General features: G+C 66.7%; 24 protein-coding genes. 10 read left to right on the top strand and 14 right to left on the bottom strand.

Annotation, left to right across the window (positions count from 1 at the left end):
* The first annotated feature begins 262 nt into the window (after positions 1-262).
* The 5 genes from OSH10_RS16800 (at position 263) to OSH10_RS16780 (ending at position 4,570) form a co-directional block, all read left to right on the top strand.
* Complete coding sequence (locus tag OSH10_RS16800) at positions 263-1,357, top strand: ABC transporter ATP-binding protein (RefSeq protein WP_266333062.1); 1,095 nt, start codon at positions 263-265, stop codon at positions 1,355-1,357.
* Positions 1,358-1,640: 283 nt separating this feature from the next.
* Positions 1,641-2,126: an iron-responsive transcriptional regulator RirA gene (gene rirA / locus OSH10_RS16795; protein WP_266333060.1), complete on the top strand. Its 486-nt coding sequence runs from the start codon at positions 1,641-1,643 to the stop codon at positions 2,124-2,126.
* Positions 2,127-2,238: 112 nt separating this feature from the next.
* Positions 2,239-2,685: a hypothetical protein gene (locus OSH10_RS16790; protein ID WP_266333059.1), complete on the top strand. Its 447-nt coding sequence runs from the start codon at positions 2,239-2,241 to the stop codon at positions 2,683-2,685.
* Positions 2,686-2,713: 28 nt separating this feature from the next.
* On the top strand, positions 2,714-3,889 hold the full coding sequence (locus OSH10_RS16785; protein ID WP_266333058.1) for an energy transducer TonB: 1,176 nt from the start codon (positions 2,714-2,716) through the stop codon (positions 3,887-3,889).
* Positions 3,890-4,063: 174 nt separating this feature from the next.
* Positions 4,064-4,570 (top strand): Crp/Fnr family transcriptional regulator, encoded by a 507-nt coding sequence (locus OSH10_RS16780; RefSeq protein WP_266333057.1) that lies wholly within the window; start codon positions 4,064-4,066, stop codon positions 4,568-4,570.
* Between the two features lie 87 nt (positions 4,571-4,657).
* Here OSH10_RS16780 and OSH10_RS16775 read toward each other — a convergent pair whose 3' ends face one another.
* The gene (locus OSH10_RS16775; protein WP_266333056.1) at positions 4,658-5,458 is read right to left on the bottom strand and encodes a FecR family protein; all 801 of its coding nucleotides are present in this window, start codon (positions 5,456-5,458) and stop codon (positions 4,658-4,660) included.
* A 243-nt stretch (positions 5,459-5,701) separates the two neighbouring features.
* Here OSH10_RS16775 and OSH10_RS16770 point away from each other — a divergent pair, with 243 nt between their 5' ends.
* The gene (locus OSH10_RS16770) at positions 5,702-6,859 is read left to right on the top strand and encodes a porin family protein (protein ID WP_266333055.1); all 1,158 of its coding nucleotides are present in this window, start codon (positions 5,702-5,704) and stop codon (positions 6,857-6,859) included.
* A 264-nt stretch (positions 6,860-7,123) separates the two neighbouring features.
* On the opposite strand, the gene OSH10_RS16765 is transcribed toward OSH10_RS16770, so the two are convergent.
* From OSH10_RS16765 to OSH10_RS16730, 8 genes are all read right to left on the bottom strand, one after another.
* The gene (locus OSH10_RS16765; RefSeq protein WP_266333054.1) at positions 7,124-7,513 is read right to left on the bottom strand and encodes a DUF3307 domain-containing protein; all 390 of its coding nucleotides are present in this window, start codon (positions 7,511-7,513) and stop codon (positions 7,124-7,126) included.
* Between the two features lie 90 nt (positions 7,514-7,603).
* The gene (locus OSH10_RS16760; protein WP_266333052.1) at positions 7,604-9,793 is read right to left on the bottom strand and encodes a CHASE2 domain-containing protein; all 2,190 of its coding nucleotides are present in this window, start codon (positions 9,791-9,793) and stop codon (positions 7,604-7,606) included.
* A 66-nt stretch (positions 9,794-9,859) separates the two neighbouring features.
* Complete coding sequence (locus tag OSH10_RS16755) at positions 9,860-10,666, bottom strand: ATP-binding cassette domain-containing protein (protein WP_266333051.1); 807 nt, start codon at positions 10,664-10,666, stop codon at positions 9,860-9,862.
* Positions 10,663-11,784 (bottom strand): ABC transporter permease, encoded by a 1,122-nt coding sequence (locus tag OSH10_RS16750; RefSeq protein ID WP_266333050.1) that lies wholly within the window; start codon positions 11,782-11,784, stop codon positions 10,663-10,665. The genes OSH10_RS16755 and OSH10_RS16750 overlap by 4 nt, the downstream gene beginning before the upstream one ends.
* Positions 11,785-11,874: 90 nt before the next feature.
* On the bottom strand, positions 11,875-12,873 hold the full coding sequence (locus OSH10_RS16745) for a sugar ABC transporter substrate-binding protein (protein WP_266333148.1): 999 nt from the start codon (positions 12,871-12,873) through the stop codon (positions 11,875-11,877).
* Positions 12,874-12,960: 87 nt separating this feature from the next.
* Positions 12,961-14,226, bottom strand: coding sequence for an ROK family transcriptional regulator (locus OSH10_RS16740; RefSeq protein ID WP_266333049.1), 1,266 nt, complete (start codon positions 14,224-14,226; stop codon positions 12,961-12,963).
* Positions 14,227-14,391: 165 nt separating this feature from the next.
* Positions 14,392-14,799, bottom strand: a complete 408-nt coding sequence (locus tag OSH10_RS16735) for a hypothetical protein (RefSeq protein WP_266333047.1) — start codon at positions 14,797-14,799, stop codon at positions 14,392-14,394.
* Positions 14,796-15,071, bottom strand: coding sequence for a hypothetical protein (locus tag OSH10_RS16730; protein ID WP_266333046.1), 276 nt, complete (start codon positions 15,069-15,071; stop codon positions 14,796-14,798). The genes OSH10_RS16735 and OSH10_RS16730 overlap by 4 nt, the downstream gene beginning before the upstream one ends.
* A gap of 81 nt (positions 15,072-15,152) precedes the next feature.
* Here OSH10_RS16730 and OSH10_RS16725 point away from each other — a divergent pair, with 81 nt between their 5' ends.
* Positions 15,153-15,992 carry an AraC family transcriptional regulator gene (locus tag OSH10_RS16725; protein WP_266333045.1) on the top strand — a complete coding sequence of 280 codons (840 nt, stop codon included), beginning with the start codon at positions 15,153-15,155 and terminating at the stop codon, positions 15,990-15,992.
* Here the strand turns inward: OSH10_RS16725 and xylB are convergent.
* Entirely contained in the window at positions 15,956-17,428 is a 1,473-nt protein-coding gene (gene xylB / locus OSH10_RS16720; protein WP_266333044.1) for a xylulokinase, read from the bottom strand. The two genes, OSH10_RS16725 and xylB, sit on opposite strands and share 37 nt — an antisense overlap.
* A 546-nt stretch (positions 17,429-17,974) precedes the next feature.
* On the opposite strand from xylB, the gene OSH10_RS16715 reads away from it, so the two are divergent.
* The 3 genes from OSH10_RS16715 (at position 17,975) to OSH10_RS16705 (ending at position 21,533) form a co-directional block, all read left to right on the top strand.
* Positions 17,975-18,175 carry a hypothetical protein gene (locus OSH10_RS16715; RefSeq protein WP_266333043.1) on the top strand — a complete coding sequence of 67 codons (201 nt, stop codon included), beginning with the start codon at positions 17,975-17,977 and terminating at the stop codon, positions 18,173-18,175.
* A gap of 323 nt (positions 18,176-18,498) precedes the next feature.
* Positions 18,499-20,799, top strand: a complete 2,301-nt coding sequence (locus tag OSH10_RS16710; RefSeq protein WP_266333042.1) for a putative bifunctional diguanylate cyclase/phosphodiesterase — start codon at positions 18,499-18,501, stop codon at positions 20,797-20,799.
* 149 nt (positions 20,800-20,948) lie between these two features.
* Entirely contained in the window at positions 20,949-21,533 is a 585-nt protein-coding gene (locus OSH10_RS16705; RefSeq protein WP_266333041.1) for a serine O-acetyltransferase, read from the top strand.
* Position 21,534: 1 nt separating this feature from the next.
* On the opposite strand, the gene OSH10_RS16700 is transcribed toward OSH10_RS16705, so the two are convergent.
* From OSH10_RS16700 to OSH10_RS16685, 4 genes are all read right to left on the bottom strand, one after another.
* Complete coding sequence (locus OSH10_RS16700; protein ID WP_266333040.1) at positions 21,535-22,776, bottom strand: glycosyltransferase; 1,242 nt, start codon at positions 22,774-22,776, stop codon at positions 21,535-21,537.
* Positions 22,777-22,778: 2 nt separating this feature from the next.
* Positions 22,779-24,074 carry a hypothetical protein gene (locus OSH10_RS16695; protein WP_266333039.1) on the bottom strand — a complete coding sequence of 432 codons (1,296 nt, stop codon included), beginning with the start codon at positions 24,072-24,074 and terminating at the stop codon, positions 22,779-22,781.
* 120 nt (positions 24,075-24,194) lie between these two features.
* A complete protein-coding gene (locus tag OSH10_RS16690; RefSeq protein WP_266333038.1) occupies positions 24,195-24,815 on the bottom strand; it encodes an invasion associated locus B family protein in 621 nt (206 codons plus the stop codon).
* A gap of 80 nt (positions 24,816-24,895) precedes the next feature.
* The gene (locus OSH10_RS16685) at positions 24,896-25,438 is read right to left on the bottom strand and encodes an invasion associated locus B family protein (protein ID WP_266333037.1); all 543 of its coding nucleotides are present in this window, start codon (positions 25,436-25,438) and stop codon (positions 24,896-24,898) included.
* Between the last annotated feature and the right edge of the window lie 227 nt (positions 25,439-25,665).

Genomic DNA, 25,665 nt, shown 5'->3' with positions numbered 1-25,665 from the left:
GTTTTGAGGCATGGCCCCGCCGACTCCCGCAGGGGAAATACAGCCTTACGGGCCGTTGCTGCGGCGGCAGGCACCCAGGGTTGCGACTTGGCGCGCATATGATCCGATTGATCAGCCGCACCCTGCGCCGCGGCCGCATTTCGGGACTTTACTCAAGCCCCGCGATCGTGGACGGTAGGTATGGAGGAATGATCCTGCTTGTGGGATTGCGGCCGTCTCGACGGCCGCGCCCGTTTGCGTGTCCATCTTGGAGGTTTGATTAATGGCAAGTCTGACGTTGCGCGAAGTCCAGAAGTCGTTTGGTGAAGTTCCCATCATCCGCGGCGTCGATCTCGAAGTGAAGGACGGCGAGTTCTGCGTCTTCGTTGGCCCGTCGGGTTGTGGCAAGTCGACGCTTCTGCGTCTGATCGCCGGACTTGAAGGCACGACGGACGGCACCGTCCGCATCGGCGATCGCGACGTGACCCGCCTGGCGCCGGCCGAGCGCGGCGTTTCGATGGTGTTCCAGTCCTACGCCCTCTACCCGCACATGACCGTCGCCGAGAACATCGGCTTCGGCATGAAGATGGCCAAGATGCCGAAGTCCGAGATCCAGGCGCGCACGGAAAAGGCAGCCAAGATGCTGCACCTGACGGAGCTGCTGCAGCGCCGCCCGGCCCAGCTCTCCGGCGGTCAGCGCCAGCGCGTCGCCATCGGCCGCGCGATCGTTCGCGAGCCGGACGTGTTCCTGTTCGACGAGCCGCTGTCGAACCTCGACGCCGCGCTGCGCGTGCAGATGCGCATCGAGATCTCCAAGCTGCACAATGATCTCAAGGCGACGATGATCTACGTCACCCACGATCAGGTCGAAGCCATGACCATGGCCGACAAGATCGTGGTGCTCAGCGCCGGCAAGATCGAGCAGGTCGGTTCGCCGCTCGAGCTCTACCACCGCCCGAACAACATCTTCGTCGCCACCTTCATCGGCAGCCCGAAGATGAACCTGTTCAAGGTCAACGTCACGGAAGTGACCGGCGGCTCGGCGATCATCGCCCTGCCCGGCGGCTCGACCCTGGCGGTGCCGACGCGCGGGGCCACCATCACCCCGGGCCCGATGACCCTCGGCGTTCGTCCGGAGCATCTCACGATCGCCCCGACCGACACGGGCGGCATCCCCGGCGTCGTCTCGCTCTCCGAGCATCTCGGCGGCGAAACCATGCTCTATATCGACGTGGACGGTTCCGACCCGACCGTCGTCAAGGCCGATGGCCTTGCCGCCCAGCGTTCGGGCGACAAGATCCGCATCATCGTCGCGCCGGAGACGGTCCACCTGTTCGACCAGTCGGGCAAGGCCGTCGTGAACGGTTCGCTGATCTAGGATGCCTCGGGGGCCCTGCCCCCGGCATTCCCTGGACTGGCTGCATCGCCGTAACGAAGCCCGGAAGGTTCGCCTTCCGGGCTTTTGTTTGCCCTGTCCCGAGACCGCCGGAACCGCCCGCCAGCTGGCGCGAAACCCGGCCGCGCGGCGACGCGTCCCGGGCGGGAAGAGTCGATTCGGTTGAACTCTGGAAAACAAGACTTTAAAGAGAAGGTATTAACGACCGCTCGAGCGGCGCCCGATTCCGGGGCGCGGGCTTGATCGGGGGTAAAAGAGGGACGCCATGCGCCTGACCCAGCAGACCAGCTATTCCATCCGCATCCTGCTTTATTGCGCCGCCAATCCGGGCAGCAACAGCCGGATCAAGGATATCGCGGCGACCTACAGCATCTCCGAGCTGCATCTCTTCAAGATCATGCACGTCCTCGTCGAGAGCGGATTCGTCGAGACCATCCGCGGCCGCAATGGCGGCATCCGGCTTGCCCGCTCGGCGCATGAGATCTCGATCGGCGAAGTCGTTCGCGCCACCGAAAGCAACTTCTTCCTGACCGACTGCTTCGACACGGCCAACCGGGATTGTCCGCTGGTCGATTCCTGTGGCGTGAACAAGATTCTGGCGGAAGCGCTGCGCGCCTTCTTCGCCGTTCTCGACAGCTACACCATCGCCGACGTCGCCAAGGATCGCGGCCAGCTTCGCGGCCTTCTCGATCTCGACCACGAAGCGATGCACCCGGTTGCCGCCCTCTCCTTCGCCGCCCAGCCCTCCTGAGCGGCGTCGGCCACGAATTTATAGTTGACTTTCAGTCTCATATTTTAATACCTGCACATGTGGCGGTCCCTGCGAAGGGGCCGACGGCTTCCTTCGGATGACGGGGTGGAACATGGCAGTTTTGAGTGGCGGCAAGCGCGTCGGCGTGCAGCTCGGCGCGGCACTGGCCCTGATGGCGGCGACATCGGTCGCCGAAGCGCAACCCGCGCCCCCATCGCTCTCCATCGAGCTGAATGGCGCCGAGGCCAATGCCAAGGCCTGCCGGCTGAGCTTCGTCATCGACAACCGCCTCTCGACCGGCATCGACGACATGGCGCTGGAACTGGTGCTGTTCGAGCAGGATGGCCGAGTCAACCGCTTCGTCGTCGTCCGCACCGCCAAGGTGCCGGCCGGCAAGAGCCGTGTCCGCCAGTTCGACATCCCCGAGACGTCCTGCCCGTCGATCGCCCGCATCCTCGTCAACGACGTCAAGGAATGCAGCGGCGCCGGCCTCACCCCCGGTTCCTGTGCCGAGAGCATCCAGGTCGCGACGCGCACCGACATGCGCTTCGACAATTGATGATGACGCGAGGGATCGAGGCTCCGTGATGAAGGTTCGGCGCGCGTCCTGGGCTTGGGCACTGATCCTGTCGATCGCGGCGCATGGCGCGGTGGTCGCAGCCTTCACGCCCGATCCCGACGCGGTCGCGGAAGCCGGCAGCGGCGCCGGGAGTTCGGTCGAGGGTTCAATCGACGCGACGCTCGGATCGGATGTCGAGATCCAGGAGTTCCTCAGCGAAGAACTGCAGACGGCGCAGGATACCGAGGTCGCCCCTACCGCCGAGCCGACGACGCTGGCCGCCCTCTCCCCCTCCCCGATCAATGCCGAGCCGACGCCGCAGTTGGCGCCATCAGCGGTCGCCGAGGCCGTCGAGGCCACGGCCGTGGCCGAGATCACCCCCAGCGAGACGCCGTCGAGCAGCATAGCGCCGGTACGGACGGCCGACATTTCGGCGACGCCGGTCGAGAGCGACCTCCCGGCCGCGCCCTCGCCCGCGACGACCGAAATCGCGCCCACGGAGACGCTCGCCGCCATCGCCCCGACGACACCGGACCTCGCGCCAGTCGAGCCGACCGTCGCACCGGTGCAGACCGCCGTGCTGACGGCGATAGAGCCGGCGGAGGAACTGCCGCCCCTGCCCGAGGCCAAGCCGGTCGAGGCGCTGCCCGTCGAGAAGCCAGTCGAGACCCGGCCGGTCGAAGCCAAGCGCGTCGAGCCGAAGCCGGTTGAGAAGAAGATCGCCGAAAAGGCCGAGCCGACCCGCAAGCCGCCGCGAGAGAAGGCGGAAAAGGCCGACCGGAAGCGCAGGGCCGAAGCGCCGAGCCGCGGCAATGCCGAGACGGACAGCCACCGTGGCGCATCCGTCGCCAGCAATAACACGACCGCCCGCGACAGCGGCAAAGGACGGTCGCGCGAGGCGGGTTCCGGCGCTGCCGCCAATTCCAACTACAAGGGCAAGGTGCGGGCCAAGATCGCGCGTTCGACCCAGATGCCCAGCAAGGCGAAGCGGCTCGGAATCAGCGGCCGCGCCCAGGTCCAGTTCGTGATCACGCCGTCGGGCGACGCCCGGAACATCGTGGTGGCGAGCAGCGCCGGAAACCCGATGCTCGACGAAGCCGCCATCTCGGCGGTCCGCAGGGCATCCCCCTTTCCGCGCATGCCGGAAGGCATGACCCAGCTCGAGATTAGCGTTCCCATCGCCTTCAGACTCCAGGACCGCTAGCCTCGAGCCTTTCACCGTTTCTCTGAACCGGAGAAAGGCTCCAACTCCTTGTGGGATCGCGTTTTCTTTGCGCGAACCGGTACCCACTTCGCTCGAAAACGCTCTCGGCAGCCCGCCGCTTGACGGCGAAGCCATGCTGGACCCACACTCCGGCAACAATGGAGACGATCTTCCATGGAAGCGCGCGACGTTCTGGCCCGGACCCCGCTATTTGCCGACGTGCTTTCGGCGCGGCAGATCGACGAGCTCGCCGCGCGCAGCAAGGTCTATGACGTCGGCAAGGACCGCGTGCTGATGACCGAGGGGGATTTCGGCACCTCGATGTTCATTCTCGTCAGCGGCAAGGTCGACGTCACCGTCGCCGGCACCCGCCATCCGCTACGGGAAGTCGCCATGCTCGGTCCCGGCGAAATCTTTGGCGAGATGTCGCTGATGACCGGCGCCCGCCGCGCCGCTACCGTCACGACGATGGAGCCGACCCGCGTCGTCGAGATCACCAAGGTGGCGCTGGAAAACGTTCTCACGCATTCGCCCGAACTGGTGGACCATTTCGGCGCCGTCCTGGCCAGGCGCCGGGCGGAACTGGAGCAGATCGCCGACGACGAGCATGCGAGCCGGATCCTCGGCATCCGCACCGACGAGATCGTCGCCGCCATGCGGCGGCTATTCGGGCGGGGGTGAGCCAACCGGCCGAGGCAAGGCCGCAGTTGGGGCATCAAGGACACGCCCGCCTGAACGACATGCTTCCGTGCTTCCGTGCCCCCGGTGTCAGTCGCAGTAGCGGTCGTGGTTCGCGCCGCAACCGCAATTGTAGTCACCGTCGCCGCAGGAAGGCCCGGAATCGTAGTTCCGCACGCGGTTGTTCAGATCGTTGATGATGTCGTTGCGGCCACCTTCCTGGGCCTTCAGCTTCTCCGGATAGGGCAGGAAGCTGTCGCCATAAAGCGGATAGGGCACGACCCCGGTGACGCGGATCAGCGAGCCGTCCCAGGTCAGCGGCCCTTCGATACGCCCGCCCTTGTGGATGCGCAGCGCCTTGCCGGGCCGGTCGAGCGTGACCTCGCGCCCGCCGGGCAGCGTGATCACCAGCTTGCCCTCGACCAGGATGATGACGGATTCGCTGGGTCCGACGATGGTGTCGTAGATGGTGCCGCGCACGCCGATCGTCGCGACCGGCGTCTTCAGGTGATAGCTGCGCGGATCGGACGAACCGGAGACGAAGCGAAAGATGCCCTTGGTGGCGCGCAGCGCGATGTCGTTCTGCGAGCGGCCGGGATCGTAGACGAAACGGTCGAGGGTGATGTCCGAGCCGGGCCCCACATTCAGGCTGGTCTCGTCCAGGAACAGGAGCTGCGCGGTCGAGTTGTCGCCCGTGCGCACCTGCTGGTTCTGGACAATGGGGTCGCGCACGGCGAGCGGACGCGCGGCGCCCCGCACCACGCCTTCCACCTTGTTGTGAATCGCCCCAGCCCGGCCGATCGTCGTCTCGGCGGCGGAGACCGGGGCCGCAGCGACCGTGGCGAGGGCCAGGACGGCCGCGGCGGTCCTGATGAGACGACCGATACGCATGATGGGCTCCCGGTTGCTGGGATCATTGGAATTGCCGAGGATTTTGCCACTCCGCGTCCGACAAACCAAGCCCGGCGGCAAGAAGAGCGAGCGGAGACACTACGGAAGGACCGCTTTTGCGGTAGTCGTGGCCAATCTGCACCGCTCGCCAGCAAAGTCGCGGCGAGCGGTCGACAGAGGTTGCCCCAGGACCCGGTGGAATTTATCCTTGGTTAATTCAGGATTGATGGGGAGCTTCCGAGCGTGAAGCGCAGTCTTCTGGCGTTTGCACTCGCCGCCTACGCCGTAGCGCTTGGTGCGTCCCTCGCGCCGGCGCTGGCCGTGGATCGTTCGGAGGCGATCGCCCTCGGCGAGGCTTACCAGCGCGTGCTCGCCAACCCGACCGATACCGCCGCCAACATGGAATATGCCCGTCTGGCCGAGGCTGTCGGACAGCCGCGCAAGGCGCTGGCGACCTATGAACGCGTGCTGCTCTACGACCCCGAAAACGCCGAGGCTCTGGCCGCGCTGGTCCGCATCCGTCGCGAGCTGCAGCCGGACACGACACTCGTCACGCTGACGGGCGGGCTCGGCTATGAGAGCAACCCGCTGCAGCGCCATAGCGACCTCGAAAGCTCGCTCAAGGCCTATGTGGCCGGGCGGGTCGAGGACGAGCGCCGTCTGGGCGACACGCGCTGGCGCACGCTGCTGCTCGGCAACGCCGAATATTTCAGCGATGTCAGCTACCTCGACTATGGCTATCTCGGCGGCGTCACCGGGCCGATCCTGCCGGTCAGCACGCAGATCAACGTCAACCCATTCGCCGGCGGCGGCGTGTCGTTCCTCGACAACGCCTATTATTATTCCGAGGCGATCGCCGGCATGCAGTTCGAGGGCTACTTGCAGGGCGCCTATCAGCTGCTGCGCGTACGCGGCGGCTATCGCAGCTTCGGCGACCAGTCCATCTCGACGGATGGCTTCTATGCCGATGTCATCGGCCGCTGGGCGTTGCCGCAGGTGGTGCAGAACAGCGACGTCTTCGTCTTCACGCCGCATGCGCGCTGGAGCGGCATTGGCGGCATCGACGTGACCAATGGCAGCCTCGGCCCGGATGACATCAAGCCCGGCAATTATGTCTCCTGGGGCGCGCGCTTCGAATATTTCAACCAGGTGGCCGATTGGCTGACTTTGGGTGGCGGCGTCGACATCACCCAGACGCTGTACAGCAACCTCTACACGCCGGACGGCGCGGATCGCGACGACGTGATGATCGAGCCGCTCCTCAGCGCCGTGTTCAACCGTGCGCTCGGCATGCAGACCGACATCGCGCTCGACTACCGCTACCAGTGGAACCAGTCGAACGACGAGCAGGCCGAATTCGGCAACCACATCGCCATGGCGCGGGTGGTCACGCGGTTCTGAGGCGTCCGGTCCCAATTGGACCATGGATGGTTCATGGCCATGCGAAGACTAAGCCTCTGATGCTCCAAGCGCGTGTCAACACGCTCGGCCATCCTCCTTCGAGGTCGGCTTTGCCAAGCACTCCGGGATGAGGGTCGAGTTCTTCAATATCGGTCCCTGAGATCGCCGGCGCGTCTGGATCCGCCTCGGCCGGGGCGTGCGGGGTCGGCGTTTCAACGACGACGCCGGCAACGCTCGCGACCCGCGCGAAAAAAACGCCCGGTGCTATCGATTGACCAGCACCAGCGCCAGCGTCATCGCTAGATAGGTCGCCTGGTGCGCCAGCTGGTCGAGGCCCATCGCCCACCAGTACGCCTTATCCTTCGGACCCCAGCCAAACCGGGCGCCAAGGTCGTTCTTGAGCCAGTCGATGTGGTAGTGCAACACGAATTCCATCGCCAGGATCAGCAGCGCGATCGGCAGGCGCGTCGGATAGATCAGGAAGACCGGAATCGAGCCGAGGGCGTGGATCCCGGCATGAATCAGCCCGGCCGGATGGCCATAACGGCCCTTGTTGAGGATCTGGTTGGTCGTCTGCAGGAAATAGTCGCAGACGACGTGCTTGACCTGGAATATTGCCAATGCAGCGATCGGTGCGAGCGTCGGATCGATCAACACGGTCCCCCGGAATGCCGCCGGCTTGCCTGTGCAACCCGGACACGGTTCGAATCTGGCAGAACGCGCGCGGGCCGAATGTGATCCACGTCACAGGTCGATGGTGATCTGTGGGGACGGCTCCCCCCCGGGTCCGCCGCGCGCCGAAAGCCGCTCGAGCATAGTGTGATAATAGCCGGCAAAGCGAGCCGGCGCGGAGGACTTTGCGCGATAAAATGCCTCCCGCCAGATCGCCGGATCGTGCTGCGGCAGCACGGCGGCGAAAGCCTGCTGCGCCGCGACGAAGTCCGGCTCGGCATCGGCCGGCACCATGGTGAAGATCCGGCTGACGCCAAGGCGGCCGCGCACCTGGATGCGGTCGATCTCGACCAGCCCGGCGCTCCCCGCCGCCCGCACCGTCGGCTCGCCGACAATCACGCCAAGGCCGTACTCCTTGGTCAGTTGCTCGAGGCGGCTGGCGATGTTGACCTCGTCGCCGATCGCCGAATAGTCGAAGCGCCGGGCCGTCCCGAGATTGCCGACGCAGCAGGCGCCGGTATTGATGCCGATGCCGATCCGCACCTCCGGCATGGCGCGCCCACGCTCGGCCGCCGCGGCCTGCCAGCCCGCGTTCAGCTTGATCATGGCGGCCATCATCGCCTCGGCGGCGTCCAGCGCATGGCGCGCGTGGTCGGGATCGTCGAGCGGGGCGTTCCAGAACGCCATGACGGCGTCGCCCATATATTTGTCGATCGTGCCGCGATGCTCGAGGATGATGTCGGACAAGGGCGTCATCAGCTCGTTGATGAAGCCGGTCAGCTCGGTCGCGCTCAGGCCTTCCGCCAGGGTGGTGAAATTGCGCACGTCGCAGAACAGCAGCGTCAGCTCGCGCATCTCGCCCCCCAGTTCCAGCCGCGTCGGATCGGCGATGATCTCATCGACCACCGCCGGCGAGACGTAATGCTGGAAGGCGCGGCGGATGCCGGCGCGGGCGCGCTCGGCCTGGCGGAAAGTGTAGAGCACCGATCCGATCACCAGCAGCGCGATCACCAGCGCCGGATAGAACGGGTCGAACAGCAGTCCCGCCCCGTCATAGGCGAGGAAGCCACCGACCAGGATGCCGCCGATCGCCAGCACGCCCAGGATCGCGGCGATGCCCGCCGAAACCAGCGGCAGCACCAGCGCCAACAGCAGCCCGAGCGCGACAATGCCGGCGATCTCCAGTCCGCTGGCGTAATCGGGCCGGGTCAGCGAGCGGCCGGTCAGGATGTGCTCGATCACCTGCGCATGGATCTCGACGCCCGGAACGGCGGAATCGAGCGGCGTGGCGCGCAGGTCGAGCAGGCCGGCCGCCGAGGTGCCGACCAGGACGATGCGGCCCTCCATCGCATGGGCGGGAATGTTGCCGCTGAGCACGTCGCTGGCGGAGACGAAATTCTCGGGATCGCTGGGCCGGAAGCGCAGCCAGATCGCGCCGTCGGCATCGGTCGGCACCACCAGCGCGCCGATCCGCACATGGTTAAGCCCGGTCGACCGGCCGAAAGCCTCCTCGCCGCTGGCGTTGGATCCCTTGAGGATATAGGAGCCCGCGTCCTGCGCGACACGCAGCGCCTCGGCCGCCAGAGACGGCACCAGCGTATCGCCGACGCGCAGCACCAGCGGCACGCGGCGCACGATCTGGTCGCGATCCTGCAACCAGTTGATCGAGCCGAGCCCCTTCGCCGCCGCGTCGAGCACCGGCAGGTTGACGACGGCGCCGGCGAAATTCGGAATGAAGGGGCGCGGGTCGTCGCCGGCCGTGGCGAAGCCGGCGTTCAGATGCGGCAGCGGCGCGCCCCCGCCCGACAGCGACAGGCCGAGCACGGAAGGCGTCCCGGCAAGCGCGTCGGCGAAGGTCCTGTCATGCGTCGGGGCACTGCCGATCGACGCGGTGACCAGCGCCGCCTGCTCCGGCAGCAGCCGCTTGACCACCTCCTCCGGCGAACTCTGGTCCGGCTCGGAAAACAGGACGTCGAAGACGATCGCGGCGGCCCCCGCCTCCCCCAGCTTGCGGGTAAGTTCCGCCATCACCGTGCGCGGCCATGGCCATTGGCCGATGGCCTTCAGCGAGGGCTCGTCGATATCGACCACCACGACCGGCGGCTCGGCCAGCGGTTCGGCCGGCGCCATGCGCTGATAGAGATCGAAGGCAAGCAGGCGGATCGCCTGGACCGGGAACGGGTCGGCGACGCGCAACAGCACGGCGCCCCCGAGAAACGCGGCGACTGCCAGGAAATAGACGGGCCTGCCGAAGAATCGCATGAATATCCGTTCGCGCTCGCGGCCGGAACGATAGCCGAAGGCGGGCGCGAACGGAACGCGCCTCGATCAGGCCGCCTCGTCCAGGGGCGGCGCCATGGCGCCGGTCATGATCGCCACGGCGTCGGACATGGTGTGGTTCTTCGGGTTGATCACGGCGATGCGCTTGCCGAGGCGATGGATGTGGATGCGGTCGGCCACCTCGAACACATGCGGCATGTTGTGGCTGATCAGCACGATCGGCAGGCCCCGCTCCTTGAGCCGCAGGATCGTCTCCAGCACCTTTCGCGATTCCTTGACGCCGAGCGCCGCCGTCGGCTCGTCCATGATGACGACGCGGCTGCCGAAGGCGGCGGCGCGCGCCACGGCGACGCCCTGGCGCTGGCCGCCGGAGAGCGTCTCGACCGGCTGGTTGATGTTCTGGATCGTCAGCAGGCCCAGTTCCGTCAGCTTCTGGCGCGCCACCTTCTGCATGTAGGGCTTGTCGAGGGTTCGGAACATCCGGCCAATCAAGTCCTCGCGCCGCTTCTCGCGCCCGAGGAACATGTTGTCGGCGATCGACAGCGCCGGCGACAAGGCGAGGTTCTGGTAGACGGTCTCGATGCCCAGGTTGCGCGCCTCGATCGGGCTCTTGAAGGAGACCGGCTGTCCGTTCAGCCAGATCTCGCCATGGTCGGGACTGACCGCGCCGGTGAGCGCCTTGATCAGGGTCGACTTGCCCGCGCCGTTGTCGCCGATGACGGCGAGGATCTCGTTCGGCATCAGGTCGAAATCGGCATTGTCGAGCGCGACGACGCGGCCATAGCGCTTGTTGAGCGCGCGGGCCTTGAGCGCGGGGACCAGGGCGGCGGGTTCGATGGGAGTTGCGGCGCTCATGACGAAATCTTCCGGATCCACTGGTCGATGGTGACGGCGACGATGATCAGCACGCCGACGGCGAAATCCTGCCAGAGCAGTTCGAGGCCGGAGAGCGCGAGGCCGTTGCGGAACACGCCCACGATCAGCGCGCCGACCAGCGTGCCGACGATCGAACCGCGGCCGCCGAACAGGCTGGTGCCGCCGATCACCACGGCGGTGATCGAATCGAGGTTGGCGGTCTGGCCGGCCTGCGGGCTGACGCCGCCGATGCGGCCGATGAGGACCCAGGCGGCGATGGCGCAGATGAAGCCGGCCAACGCATAGACACCGATCAGCGTGCGGTCGGTGTTGATGCCGGCGAGCCGCGCCGCGTCGGGATCGTCGCCCGAGGCATAGACGTGGCGGCCGAACGCGGTCTTGTTGAGCACGTACCAGATGACCGCGGCGACGATCAGCATCACCACCGAGCCGTAGTTCAGCACCCAGCCCTTCAGGAAGCCCAGGTCGAGCCCGAGCGTGTTCGAGAAGAAGTCATAGGGTTTGATGATCGTGCCCGTCCATTGCAGGAAGGGCGCGGTTTCCTGGACGTCGGCTTGGCGGATCGTCTCGCTCTTCGAATACCAGACGTTGAGCGCGCCGAAGATGCTCCAGGTGCCGAGCGTCACGATGAAGGGCGGGAGGCGCAGCTTGGTGACGATGACGCCGTTGACGAAGCCGCAGGCGAGGCCCGCGAGCAGGCCAAGCGGAAAGGCGATCTCGACGGGAACCCCGTAGACGACGGCCGTCCGGCCCATCACCACCGAGGCGAGGATCATGATCACGCCGACCGAAAGGTCGATGCCGGCGGTCAGGATCACCAGCGTCTGGGCGACGCCGAGGATCGCGATGATCGTCACCTGCTGCAGGATCAGCGAGAAATTGAACGGGGCGAGAAATTTGCCGGGCGCGGCGAACGAGAAGATGACGACGCCGATCAGCAGCACGATGAACGGGATGCTGGTCGGAAAACGATGCAGGAACTCCTGCATCCGCCGGATGGGGCCGCGATCGGCTTCCTCGAAGCTCGCGACGCCGCCCGGTTCCGACGGTGGCAGGCCTCGTTCGGCCGCTGCCGAACCCGTTGCATTGTCACTCATAAAGCCATTCTCCCCGACGCCAGTCTGTGGGAGCGCCTGGGCGCTCCCACATGGTCATGATCAGAACCGCCACGGGGCGGCGCGGAAAACTCAGCCCCAGCAGAGCTTGAGACCCTCTTCGACGGAGATCGACGGCACGCCATCGACCGGCTTAGCGGTGATCAGCTGCGCGCCGGTGTCGAGGAAGCCGACGGCCGGATCGATTTCCGGGATCTTGCCGGTGTGAATCGCCTCGAGCGCCATCGCCGCCATCTTCAGCGGATATTGCTGCGAGGTGGCGCCGAGCGTGCCGGCCTGGACGTTCTTGACGCCCGGGCAGCCACCATCGATCGAGACCAGCAGCACGCTGCCATCATCCTTGCCGACCGCCTTCAGCGCTTCCCACGCACCAGCCGCGGCCGGCTCGTTGATCGTGTAGACGACATTGACATCCGGGCACTTCTGCAGCGCGTTCTCCATCGCGGTACGACCCTTCTCCTGGTCGCCCTGGCTGATTTCATGCGTGCAGATGCGCGGATCGTCCTCGTCGCCGATCTTGTTCGGGTCCTTCACGTCGATGCCGAAGCCCTGCATGAAGCCCTGGTCGCGCAGGAAGTCGACCGTCGGCTGGTTGGTGGCAAGGTCCAGGAACACAATCCGGGCATCCTTGGCCTTGTCGCCCAGCGTGCCCTTGGCCCACTCGCCGATCAGCATGCCGGCCTTGCGGTTGTCGGTCGCGAAGGTCGCGTCAGCGGCGTTCATCGGATCGAGCGGCGTGTCGAGCACGATGACCTTCAGGCCGGCGTCGCGCGCCTTCTGGATCGTCGGCACGATCGCCTTCGAATCCGACGGCACGATCGCGAAGCCCTTGGCGCCGGCCGCGATCAGGTTCTCGATCGCCGCGACCTGGCCGTCATTGTCGCCGTCATACTTGCCGGCGGCGGTGATCAGCGTGACGCCAAGCTCCTTGGCCTTGGCCTGCGCGCCCTCGCGCATCTTGACGAAGAAGGGGTTGGTCTCCGTCTTGGTGATCAGGCCGATCGTCTCGTCGGCGAGCACCGGAGCGGCCGACAGCGCCAAAAGGCTGGCGGCGAGCATGAGCTTCTTCAACATATCCGTTCCTCCCTGGCCGTTTCTTGTTCTGCGCCAGCGAAGCGACCAGCTTCTCCGCGACGCTCCCGGTCCCTCCCGAGGATTTCATGTGAGGCCGGCGAGCCGCATCGGGCCGGTCTCGAATTCGCTGTCATCGTCGTCCCGCGTCAGGATCGAGGCGCGGGGCGAGAAATTGAAGAACATCGGCAACGTCGCCGCGCCGATGGCGCCGGCATCGCGGCCAAGCGTGCCATGCACGATGCGGGGCGGCCGGCGCGCTTCGGGCGCGTGCTCGTCCAGCGCGACGGCAAGCCGCCGGATCAGCGCATCCACCAGCCCGCCATCGATGTCGGCGTCGACCACGATCAGCGGCACGTCGAGCAGCGCGATCGCCGACCAGATCGCGGGCGCCAGCGCCTGGACGGCATCCTCGATCCACTCCTGGACGGCGGGATGGCCGGCCGCGAAGGCTGCCTGCATGTCGGCCGGCGTAGCGACGGTGACTCCATGGGCCTGGAGATGCCGGCCAAGCGCATTGAGCGAGGCGCGGGTGATCAGCAACTCGCGCCCGTCCTCCGACTTTGGCGACGAGCCGAGCCGGCTGGGCGCCACCGCGATCACCGCGACGTCGCCGGCATTGCCGGTGCTGCCGCGCAGGCAATCGCCCTTGACGACGATGCCGCCGCCGATAGCCGGCCCTATGAACAGATAGAGAAAGTCGTCGGCGCGCCGGCCCAGTCCGTAGAACAGCTCGGCGATGGCGGCGGCGTTGCCGTCATTCTCGCTGAACACGGGAAGGCCGGTCGCCTCCTCCAGTTGCGCGGCGAAGTCGAAATCGTCCCAGCGCCGGAAGGTCTCGGCCGGCAGGTCGAGGCGACGCAGCCAGGCGCCGAGATTGTAGGGCAGCGCCAGGCCGATCCCCGCGAAACGCTCGCGCGCCTGCGGGTCGAGCCGCTCCAGCAGCGCCTGCACGTCGCCCGCTACCATGGCCAGCGCCTCGGCCGGCTCCGGCAGCACCATGTCGTAAGCGCGTCGGGCGAGCGGCGTGCCGTCGAAATCGATCAGGAGCGTTTCGATCGAACGGCGATCGAGGCGCACGCCAATGCCATAGGCGCCATCGGGATTGAGACGGAGCATCGTTGCCGGCTGGCCGCGCCCGCCATCATGGCGCTTTCCCACGGCCTCGATCAGGCCGAGATCGTCGAGCTTGCGGATGATGCCGCCAATGGCAGTGTTGGTGAGGTCGGCGGCGCGGGCGAGATCGGCCTTGGAGGCCTCGCCGGCACGGCGCAGCCGTTGCAGGACAAGCCTTTCATTGTAGCGGCGAAGCTGGGCGGAATTGCTTCCGCGACCAATCCCGGCCTTTTCCAAGGCGCGCCTCCCAGGCAGAGCGTTGACCGCTCATTAATTTAACCTGATGCAGTTAATCGGTGGATGCGGAGGCAAGTCAACCCGCATTCGATCTTGCGTTGCGGCAATAAAATCCTCCCGATTGCGGCGATGCGAAGTCTCGATTTCTTGGATCGGAACCTGCCTTCAACCCGAGATCAGGACTTTGTCCTCCAGGATAGTGGTGGCTACTTCTCTGGCTGCCTTATCGTCTCCGACAAACCTGAATTCGACTCCGAACGCCTTGCCGACAGCGCGGGCGGCAAGGCGGATCGGCATCGGCGTCGGGCCATTGCTCTCGATCACGATGGCGCCGGCGCAGAGCGCGGTCAGGCGGGCGCGATTCCTCTTGAACCAGATCGCCTTCTCGCGCCGCTCCTCCTGCGTCTCCTCCTGCTCGTGCTTTTGCGGCGCATCGAAGAGTATAACGAAGGGACGGTTCCGGCCGAGCAGCGCCTCCATCTCCTCCGGCCAGGACGGCTCGCCAGGCGCGCGAACGTCGTGATCGTGGTCCCGGATATAGACCAGCGGAAACTCGTCGCAATTCAGCATCATCGTTCTCTCCGCCCGGCTTCGGTCCAGTCCGCGATACAGTGACGAAGGTTCGGGTCACGAACCTCCATGACGGCGAACAGGCCGAGCGCCTGGAGCGCCGGTACGGCTTCGAGGATATGAAACTCTGCGATTGCCTTGGCGGCCGTGGAGGCGCCCGGATCCGAGAAGGTCTCGGCATTGGCGAGGAAGGCCGCGACGGTGCCCTTGCGGATCACCGTGCCGGCGAATTCGCCGGTATCGACGTCATCGGGGAGGATGTCTGCTGCACGCATGGAAGATCTCCGTTCTGCGATGCCGGAGATTTACGCCGCGCGATCTGGCGTGGCTTGCGGGTTCGTGCCAATTTTTGTCGCATGGACGCCAATCTAGCCTCATCGATCGAACTCGACCTCCTCCATACCGAGGACGGCCCGCTGCTTTATGCCGTTGCCGATTTGCGCGGGACTGTGGTCCGGTCCGGCCAGCATCAGCATGCTCGCGGCCAGTTGTTCGGCTCGAATGCCGGCCTGCTGTCGCTGATGAGCGAGACCGCGGGCTTCGTCGTGCCGCCCGATTACGCGATCTGGATTCCGCCTGGCGTGCCGCATGGCGCGCGCTCACATGGGCCGTTTGCCGGCTGGACGGCCTATATCGCGCCGAGCGCCTGCGCAGGACTGCCCGACACGGTGCTGGTCGGGGCGCTGTCGCCCTTCCTCAAGCAGGCGGTGCTGAAGGCGGCGAACTGGCCGGAGAAGCGGGAGCTAGGGCCGCCCCAGATCAACCTCACCCATGTCATCCTCGACGAGATTGCCGCCCTGACGCCGATGCCGCTGAGCCTGCCCCTACCCCGTGACCCGCGCGCCCGCAAGATAGCGCGCGCCATCGCCGACGATCCCGCCGCAAAGATGGACCTCGCCGGCTGGGGCGTCTGGGCCGGGATTGCGCCGCGGACGCTGACGCGCCGCTTCATCGACGAAACGGGGATGAGCTTCTCCGCCTGGCGGCAGCGCGCCTGCCTGATCCGCGCGCTGGAACGGATCGCCGCTGGCAACCCGATCACACATGTGGCGCTCGATGTCGGCTACGACAGCCTGAGCGCCTTCATCGCGATGTTCCGGCGCGAGCTGGGCGTCACGCCCGCGCGCTATTTCGCTAACGCCCGCCCCGAAACGGCGTCTCAGCGCGGCGCGAATTCCGGCTTCAGCACCTTGTAGAGCCGCCGGAAGCGCTCGATCTTCTCGGCGTAGCGGGCCGTGGCGGCGGGATCGGGATCGATCGTCGCGTTGATCGGCGGCGCGGTGCAGACCGTCGCCGTGCTTTGGCCCGTCGCCGCCAGGATCGCCAGCCGTGCCGCGCCGAAGGCAGGCCCCTTGGCGCCGCCTTCATGCAGCACGATCTGCACGCCCAGCACGTCGGCGAACATCTTCATCCAGAGCGGGCTCTTGGCGCCGCCGCCGATGGCGCCCATCCGCTTCGGCCGCGTCCCGGCGGTGGCCAGCGCCGATTGCGCATCGGCAAAGGAGAAGGCGACGCCTTCCAGCACAGCGCGGATGAGATCCGTCGTCTCCGTCGCCGGATCGAGCCCGAAGAACACACCGCGGGCATAGGGGTCGTTGTGCGGGGTGCGCTCGCCGGCGAGATAGGGCAGGAACAGCAATTCGCTGTTCTTCGCCGGCGTCGCCTCGACCCGGGCCAGCAGTTTTCCAATATCGGCCTCGCCGACCAGTTGGGCGGCCCAGGCCAGCGCGCTGGCGCCATTCAGCATCGCCGCCATCTGGAACCAGCGCCCCGGTAGCGCATGGGCGAAGGTATGGACATAGGCGGCCGGATAGGGCCGGTAGGTCTCATTGACCACGAAGAACTGGCCCGACGTTCCGAGCGAGATGAAGGCATCGCCCTCGTCGACCGCGCCGATGCCGATGCCACCCGCCGCCGCATCGCCGCCGCCACCGGCAACCACGACCTTGGGATCCAGCCCGAGCGTCGCCGCCGCCGTCGCCGACAGCGTGCCGGCCGCGTCCGAGCCCTCGACCAGGCGCGGCATCACGGCGGGATCGAGCCCGGTGGCGGCAACGATCTCCGGCGACCAGCGCCGCTCCGCCTCGTCGAGCCAGAGCGTCCCGGCGGCATCCGACATTTCGGAGACATAGGATCCGGTCAGGCGGAAGCGGACATAGTCCTTGGGCAGCAGCACATGGGCGACGGCGGCAAAGACCTCCGGTTCGTGCCGCGCCACCCACAGCAGCTTCGGCGCGGTGAAGCCCGGCATCGCCGGCACGCCGGCGATCCGGCCGAGATCGGGCACGCGGTGCTCCAGGGCTTCGCACTCGGCATGGCTGCGGCCATCGTTCCAGAGGATGGCCGGCCGCAGCACGCGATCTGCCTTGTCCATGAGCACGGCGCCGTGCATCTGCCCGGAAAGACCGATCGCCACCGTCGCCGCATAGGCGGCCGGGGCGGCATCCTGCAGGCTGCGAAGCGCCTTCTCCGTCGCCTGCCACCAGGCCTCGGGATCCTGCTCGGACCAGAGCGGATGGGGCCGCGAGATCGGCAGCGCCACATCCGTCTCCGCCAGAACCGACTGGCTTTCGTCAAGCAGCAGCGCCTTGACCGCCGACGTACCGATATCGATGCCGATGTAGCAGGCCATGTGTTCTCCCCCGACCCAAGCGTTGCGCCCAAGAACTGGAAAGACGCCGATCTTGTCAATCGCGGCGTTGACCAACCGGCGCCGACCGCGCCGAAATTTGTCTTCGATCGGACAGCAAAGACCAAGACTTCCGCAGGATTCCTCGTGGCGCGCCCTGAGCGGAACCCTATCCTCGCGGACTGTCAAAAAAAGGAAATGCGTGGCTGGTAGAAGCGCCGGTGTCGGGCCCATATGGGCGTCGCATCCAAAGCGATGCCGCGGTGATTTGAACAGCAGCTTGCGCCGCGACACCAAACGCTAAAGCGTCACGAACGGGTTCGTGGCTCTGGATTTCGATGAGGAGATGTCCGATGCCGAAAACAGTGGCAACCCTGCGTAAGCCCTTCCATCCGTTCGAAATATGCCGCTGTCGCCGGAACTCCCGCTGACTTGCCACATTGGTGCGCACCGGGACCCCATCCCGGCGCGTCACTGACGCTGAGACACAGGAATGATCGCGGCCCGAAGCTTGCATGGCAGGCTTCAGGCGGCGAAAGGAGAACTTCGGTGTTCGACAACTACATCATCGAGATCGATGACGAAGCGGCCGGCATACTCATCCGGTCTGGCAGGTCCTTTGCGTTCCACGCCCTCGAAGGGACGTTTTCGACGCTGGAGGGCCAGGTTTTCATCGATGCCGTGGCGGCCGAACGCGCCGCGCGCCAGATCCGACGCAATCCCCCCGCCCCGCTCGCCCGGGCTTCCTAGGCCGCCCCACGCCGGCGTCCGCGACGGCTTGCCCGAACTGCACGCCCCGCGCGCCGCCAGGCGCGCGGCCGCTATCCAGAGTAGCGCCCACAAAACGACCATCCGGCAGGCAACGTCTCCGGGCTGCCCTCGCAGGGGCCGAGCCCATACGCAGAGACAATAAGCTGACCTTACGTTACACTCTCCGGTGGAATGTCGCGTTCTGAGAATTGCCGGTAGCCAGGAATTCGCCACAATTGGGGCGGATGGCGATTCCATTTAATCGGTTATAAAGATCGGTCACGGTAGCTTTCGCCAGGTATTGACCCAGGAAGGCCCGCGGCTTGACGAGCTATGTAGACGTCCGCATAGGCGATATAGAGCAGACGACTGATTTCAGTGACGTCCGTGATCTCTACGCCATGTGGTTTGCGGCAAATGGCGGCGAGATCCCTGACATCCGGCACTTCGCGATCGCGCTCGCGAGCCCGATGGCGGAGCGCATGATGGTCATGCGTGCCGCGGGCGAGACATTGATCTACGAAAAGGTCGGGCGGAACGTCGTCGCCGTGTTCGGGCATGATCCCACGGGCCGCGTTCTGGAGCAGATCGGCAACCTGGGCGCGCGATCGTTTCGCGCCACCTATTTCCAGGTCCTGCGATCGGGCAGGCCCGGCCTGGCGCTGCACAGCAAGGTCGGGGCCACCGCGGTCGGCATAACGGAACGTCTGATCCTGCCCGTTCGGTCGGACGACACCACGTGCCTGGTCTGCTATGTCCGGCCGCGCGAAGACGCCACCAATGTGCTGCGCTCCGTTTTCAACGTCAGCGCCGATGCCATCACCGTGCTGAGCGCGAACCGCGATGGTAAGGGTGCCATCCTGGATTTCAGCGTGGTTGCCGCCAATGCCGAATCCGCCCGGCGCGTGCACAGGGAACCGGACGCGCTGATCGGCAGCCAGATGCTGGAGGTGTGGCCGTTCGCCGGAACCAGCGGCATGATGGACCGGTTCGTGCGGGCCGTGAACAGCCAACTGCCCGACGTGTTCGATGCCAGCTACATGCAGGACGGCAAGGTCGTCGAGCGCCAGTTGCGCCTGGCGCCGCATGGCGAGGGCCTGACCGTCACCGATATCGACATCGGCCCGACTCTGGCCGCGACCCGCGCCATCGAGAAGCAGCACAACGAGCTGTTGCATGCCAATGAACTCCTCGAGGCGCGCGCCGTCGACCTGATGGCAAGCTATGCCTCGCTCGAGCGCACGACGAATGAATTGCGGGAAGAGATCACGCGCAATCGCGCGCTGGAGGCCGAGCTGGTCCATCTCGCCCATCACGACGGGCTGACCGGGCTGCCCAACCGCAGCTTCTTCGAACGCCGTTTCGAGGAGAAGCTGAAGCAGATGAAGCGCGCCAAGCGACGGGCGGCGCTCTGCATCATCGATCTCGACCACTTCAAGGACATCAACGACAGCCTCGGCCATGACGCGGGCGACATGGTGCTGCGCGAGGTCTCGAGCCGGCTGCGGGGCACGATCCGCAAGTCCGACGTCATCGGCCGACTGGGCGGCGACGAATTCGCCGTCGTGCTGACCAACGCGCAGGACACCCAGGACGCGGCCGCCGCCGTCAAGCGGATGATGGAAGCGGTGGCCCGCCCGTTCGCGGTCAAGCAGCAGGACGTGCCGATCAGCCTGAGCGCCGGCGTCGCCATCTTCCCGGCCGATGGCCGCACCTCGGGCGAGCTGATGGCGGATGCCGACATCGCCGTCTATCGTTCCAAGCGCGCCGGGCGCGGGCGCACCGTCTTCTTTGCCCCGTCGATGCGCGACGACGCCGAGCGCCGCTACAAGCTGCTGAAAGCCTTGCGGCTGGCGCTCGATGCCAGCGAGATCGTGCCATTCTACCAGCCCCTGCTCGATATCCGCACCGGCAAGCTGATCGGCTACGAAGCCCTCGCGCGCTGGCTGCACCCGGAGCGCGGCACGCTGATGCCGGCCACCTTCGCGGAGACCTTCGACGAACCGGATATCGCCCAGGCGCTGACGAAGACGATGATCCAGAGCGTGATCAGCGATCTCGCCGACTGGAGCAAGCTCGGTATGCCGACCCGTGTCAGCATGAACGTCACCGCGTTCGACCTGCGCCAGCCGAGCTTCGCCGAGGATCTGGACGCCCGGCTGCGCCTGCAGGGCCTGACCAGTTCGCAGCTCACCATCGAGGTGACCGAGACCACGCTCCTCTCGCGCGATGCCGAACGCATCGCCTCGACGCTGAACGATCTGCGCCGGCTCGGCTTTTCCCTCGCCCTCGATGATTTCGGGACCGGCTACGCCTCGCTCAGCCATCTGCGCAGCCTGCCCGTCGACAGCCTGAAGATTGACCGTTCCTTCATCACCGATCTCGAGCACGATCCGAAGACACGCGCCATCGTCCGCTCGATCATCGAACTGGCCGACGCGCTCGATCTGGAGATCGTCGCCGAGGGGGTGGAGACACGGTCGCAGCTCGATGCCGTCGTCGCGCTCGGCTGCCAGATCATCCAGGGCTACCTGATCGCAGAGCCGATGCCCGCCCAGGCCGTGCCCGAGTTCTGCCGGAGCTTCAGCCAGAGCCAAAGGCTCGCGCAGGGCTCGGCCGGCTGAGGCGCGCGCGGGAAAGGCAGGCATTGCCGCCCGCGCCATTCCCGTCCAGACTGGCTGCCGCGTTCCGAGGCGGGGGCATCGATGCGGCAGCAGGCTCCGGAAATCAGCTCGTCCATGGGCGCCGCGCAGCGCCCGCGGAGCCAGGCATCGTGACGGATGCGACGCCGACGGCGCGCCCATCGCCCTTCGACAAGCTGCGGCAGGATTTTCACGCCTGGGCCAAAGCGACGGGGCGGCCGGCGGATTTCCGATTGCTGCTTCGCCTCATCCTGCTGGAACCCGGTTTTCAGCTGGCGCTGTCGATCCGCCTGCAGGAGGCGGCAATCCGCGTGCCGCTCGCCGGCCGCTTGCTTCGCCGCCTGCTCTGGTATGGCGCGACGATCTCGACCGGCTGCCACATCGCGCCCGATGCCCGGATCGGCGGAGGCCTCTACATGCCGCATCCAACCGGCATCGTGATCGGCGCCGGAACCGTGGTCGGCTCGCACGTGACCCTGTTCCAGCAGGTGACGCTCGGTCGGCGCGAACCCGACAGGGCGGGTGTGCCCTCGCTCGGCGATCATTGCCGGATATCGGCCGGCGCAAAGGTCCTTGGCGACATTGCGCTGGGCGATCACGTCACGGTCGGCGCCAACGCCGTGGTGCTGGGCGACATCCCGGCCGGGCATACCGCCGTCGGCATTCCGGCTCGCATCCTCGCCGGCACGGCCAAGCGGCCCGACATCGACATTTGAATCAGCCCTCGGGGTCGTCCGTTTCGCGTGCCGGGCCGGAGGATCCGGCGATGGCAGCCATGAAGGCCAGCATCCGCTCGCCCAGGCGGTCCTGGTCGTAACGCCCGCGGATCGCCTCCGCATTCCGCCGCCAGCGCGCCAGTTCCAAGGGATTTTCGAGCACCCGCCCCAGCGCGGCGATCCATGCGGCGCGGTCTCCCGCCGGCACGAGATCGCCCGTTCGGCCGCGATCGATCAATTCCGGCAGGCCGCCAATATCGCTGGCCAGCACCGGAAGCCCCATTTCCAGCGCCCGCACCACCACGCCGGGCCAGTTTTCCTGCCAGAGCGAGGGCACGCACAAAAGATCGGCATCGCCCATGAAATCCGCCACCTCCGCTTCCGGCACGTGCCCAAGGAAACGGAGCCAGGACGAAGCGGGATAGCGCTGCTGCAGACGCGTCGCCTCGGGTCCACCGCCGAGGATCGTCAGTTCGAAGCGATGCGTGGCCGCCAGGGCCGCCGCCGCATCCAGCAAGAGTTCGACACCCTTGCTGCGATGCAGCCGGCCGACATAGAGCAGCCGGACAGGATCGGAGATGGAGCGCTGCCCGCCCGGCCGATCATAGAGGTTGGGATTGGGGATGCTGGTGTGGGGATAGCGGGCGATCGGGAAAAGCGCCGAGAGCGCCGCCAGATTGGCGCGCGAGGGCGAACAGAAGCCGATCCGCTCGAAGCGGGCGATCAGCGCGGCCTTGTAGCGGCTGGAGATCCGGCAGCCCAGGCATTGCCGGGCGCAGTTGGCGCCATCGCGGAACATCGACATCCGCATGCAGGCGAGGCCGAGATCATGCAGCAGGAACAGCGTCGGCACGCCGGCGCGGGCAATTTCCCAAAGCGCGTTGTAGCCGATCCCCTGCACGAAATGGATGTTGACGAAATCCGGCCGAAACGCCTCGATCACCCTGGCCACCAGGCGGGGATTGCGGGGATCGGCATGGTCCTGCAGATGCCAGATCGGCTTCTTCCAGCGCGCCGCGATCGGCGCGTCACGGGCGGGATAGAGATGGGCCGTGCGCAGCCGCCAGATCCGGATGCCGTCGACCTCGACGCCGTGCAGTTCTTCGGCCGGCGAGCCCGCGGTGGTGAGCACGGCCATCTCGTGCCCCTGCCGCGCCAGCCAGCGGGTCAGGTTCGCGGCCGAATTTTCGGCGCCGCCGCGGCTGTCGGGGGGATAGAGCGCGGCGACGACCAGGATCCGCATCGCTAGAACCGCACCGGGTCGAGCCGCAGCTGCCGCCCTGACCGGATGGCGGGCGGGCCCTCGAAGGCCGCGGCGCGGGGATCAAGCGCCTTGCCGGCCAGCATCCCCAGCAGAAAGCCCGGGATCACCGATTCCACGATATTGGCCATCGTGCCGAGGACGAGCACGAGGATGGCGACCAGAAAGAGTTGCCGATGGGCCGGCGGCGCAGCCTGGAACAGCCATCGATTGCCCCGCCAGAACGGGGCGGCAAAGAGGAGCGAGCCGAAGCCGAACGTCACGAAGAGGAACACGAACAGATTGTCGCCGGGGCTGAATCGCGCGGCATCGAAATAGGCCTGCCCTGCCCCGACGCCGCCAAATCCGACACCCAGCGCGAGACGTGGCCAAAGGGGATCGAGCAGCGCATAGGCGCGCGGCCACATCTCGTCCATCCGCACGCCGACCGAGCCGAGCGACAGAAAGGTCAGGTTTCCGGTTTCTCCGAACCGAAACCCGACCAACGCCGCCAGGGGAAGGCCGATCGCGCAAGCGAATAGGCCGCCGAGGAGCCACTGGCTGAATCGGAAGCAACGGATGGCGGGGAGCCGGTCATACAAGGCGAGGCAAAAAGGCGCGACCAGGATGGCGACAAGCGGCGCCTTCGACGTCGTCAGGGCGATGGCCAGGATCGACAGCAGCCAGACGGCGAGTTTCGCGGTCCGCCGCATTTCGCCGGCCAGCAGCAGCGCGCCGCCGATCGTGATCTGGTTGGCGGCCGTGAAGCTTGCGCGGGAGAAGCCCGGCAGCCTCTCGATGCCGAAAGCCTGCCATTCGCGCGCGAACTCCGCCTGAACGCCCAGGATCTCGTAGCTCTCGCCGACCCAGGGAAACGGCATCATCGCATTGGCGAACACGCCGATGACCGCCACGGCCCATACCCCGGCGATCCACCGTAGCGCCGCCATCCTCGCTCCGGCGGCCACCGCGACCATGCCGAGGAAGAACGGCACCCAGGTGTAGACGCCGAAGGCGACCTGCGCCTTGGGAAGACCGAGCAGCAGGGCGTAGGGCAGCCACAGCAAGGCCGGCAGGAAGATGGCGATCGCAAACGGATCCGGCCTGAGCGTCGCCAGCGCCGCGAGCCCGTAGACCAGGATCAGGACGGCCGCGATCAGGAACGGCGCATAGGAGAGACCGACCAGGCCGATCGGCGCGAGGGCATAGCGGACGGGTCCGCCCAGCGCATCGCTCGCCAGCATCAGGCCGAGCGCTGCCAGCACCGCGAAGCGGAACGCTGTTGCCGGATTGCCGTTCATACGCCCCTGCCCCTGCCGGACGATCCAGGCGAAGTCCCGCCGGAGACGGATCCGCTGCAGGCTTCGGGATCATGCTGACAAGCGCATGACGTAACGTCAATGCCGCGCCGGTCGCGCCGGCTATTTGGCGGCGATCAGGCGCGTCAAACCGTTGGCGAGGCCGTCATGGCTGAAGCCATAGGTCTGCGTGGCGCCGCCCTTCAGGGTCACGGTGGTGGCGGTCCTGCGCGCGGCGCGCATCAGCTCGACGAAGTCGGGCCCGAGCTTGGCGCGGACCTCGCAGGAGGACTGCGCGCAGGAATCATAGGGGACGACGCTCGGCTTGCCGTCGTCGAGCGCCAGCTGCATGCCGCGCCCGACCATGATCCCGGTAGGCAGGGTCCATATGCCGACGAGTTCGCCGGCGGCATTCCGCTCGATCCGCCAGGAGGCAGCCGTCATGCCCGGCTGGCGGACCGTCTGCGTGAGGGAGCAGCCTTTCGCCGGCGCGTCGCAGGCGACGAACCAGTCGCCGACCCGTTCGCCGACCTCGAGGCTCGGCGCGCCGACATCGGCGGCATGGATGACGGGCGCCGTCTCGCTCGCGCTTCGGTCGATGCCGACGACCGCCAGCACGCGATCGAGTCCCGCGCCGCGCCAGGTCAGCCCGACCGCGACGACAAACGCCACCAACAATACCGCGAAAATCCCCCAGAGGACCGGCCGCCCGCCCGATTCCTCTTCGTCATATGCGTCGCGCATCGCTCGGCGCCCCCGCTCGCCATCGATCTCTACCGGGACGGAAAGCCCCGGGGGCAGAGCCCCCCTTCCGTCGCGCCGCCTTACTTGATCTTGCCGTATGTGGCCGAGAAGCCCGCCAGCGACATCGGCAGCTTGATCGCTTCCTTGTTGAGATTCTGGAACGTCACATTGAGCTTCTGGCCCTTGAACATCGCGGCCAGCAGTTCGTCCGAGACGGGCGCCCCCGCATAGCAGCCGCCGGCGTCACAGGTTTGCAACGGCAGCGCCAGCGGCGAGGCATCGTCGACATCGATGGTGACGCCGCCGGCCAGCGACAGGCCGAGCGGCCCGCGGATCATCAGCACGGGCTTGCGCGTCTGCGAGGGCACGCGGATGGTGATCGAACCGATCAGTTGGCCCGAGCCGGAGATGACCGCGCGCTGCTCCATCTGGCATTCGAGCTCGGCGGCGCGGCCGGGCCCCTGGCAGGTGCTGAGCCAGTTCGGCCCGGCAGCCGCCTTGTTGGCGCCGAGGACGGGCACATCGCCGCCCTTGTCCTGCGCCGAGGCGAGGCCGGGCGCGGCAAGCAGCAGCGCGGCGGTGAAGAGCGAAGGCCGCAGGCCGCGCACGATTCCCTGAAACATCTGAATCCCCCGAAATGAAACAATGCGCCCAACCTCGCCCCGGATTTCCGCGACGGCAAGAGCGCCATAGATGTCTCTCTATAGACGAGCGCTGCCGACATGCCAGCGGAAGATGCCGTTCCGGCACGATCACGAGCGAAGGCTGGGAAAAGTACCACAGACGCGACGTCCGGGATCGCCGCCGCATCGGCGCAAAGGCCGAGAAACGGTCGATCCGCCGAACCTTG

The organism is Kaistia defluvii, assembly GCF_026343955.1.
GTDB lineage: Bacteria > Pseudomonadota > Alphaproteobacteria > Rhizobiales > Kaistiaceae > Kaistia > Kaistia defluvii.
The sequence above is the reverse complement of the archived record's forward strand: the minus strand, read 5'-3'. Positions and strand labels throughout refer to the sequence as shown.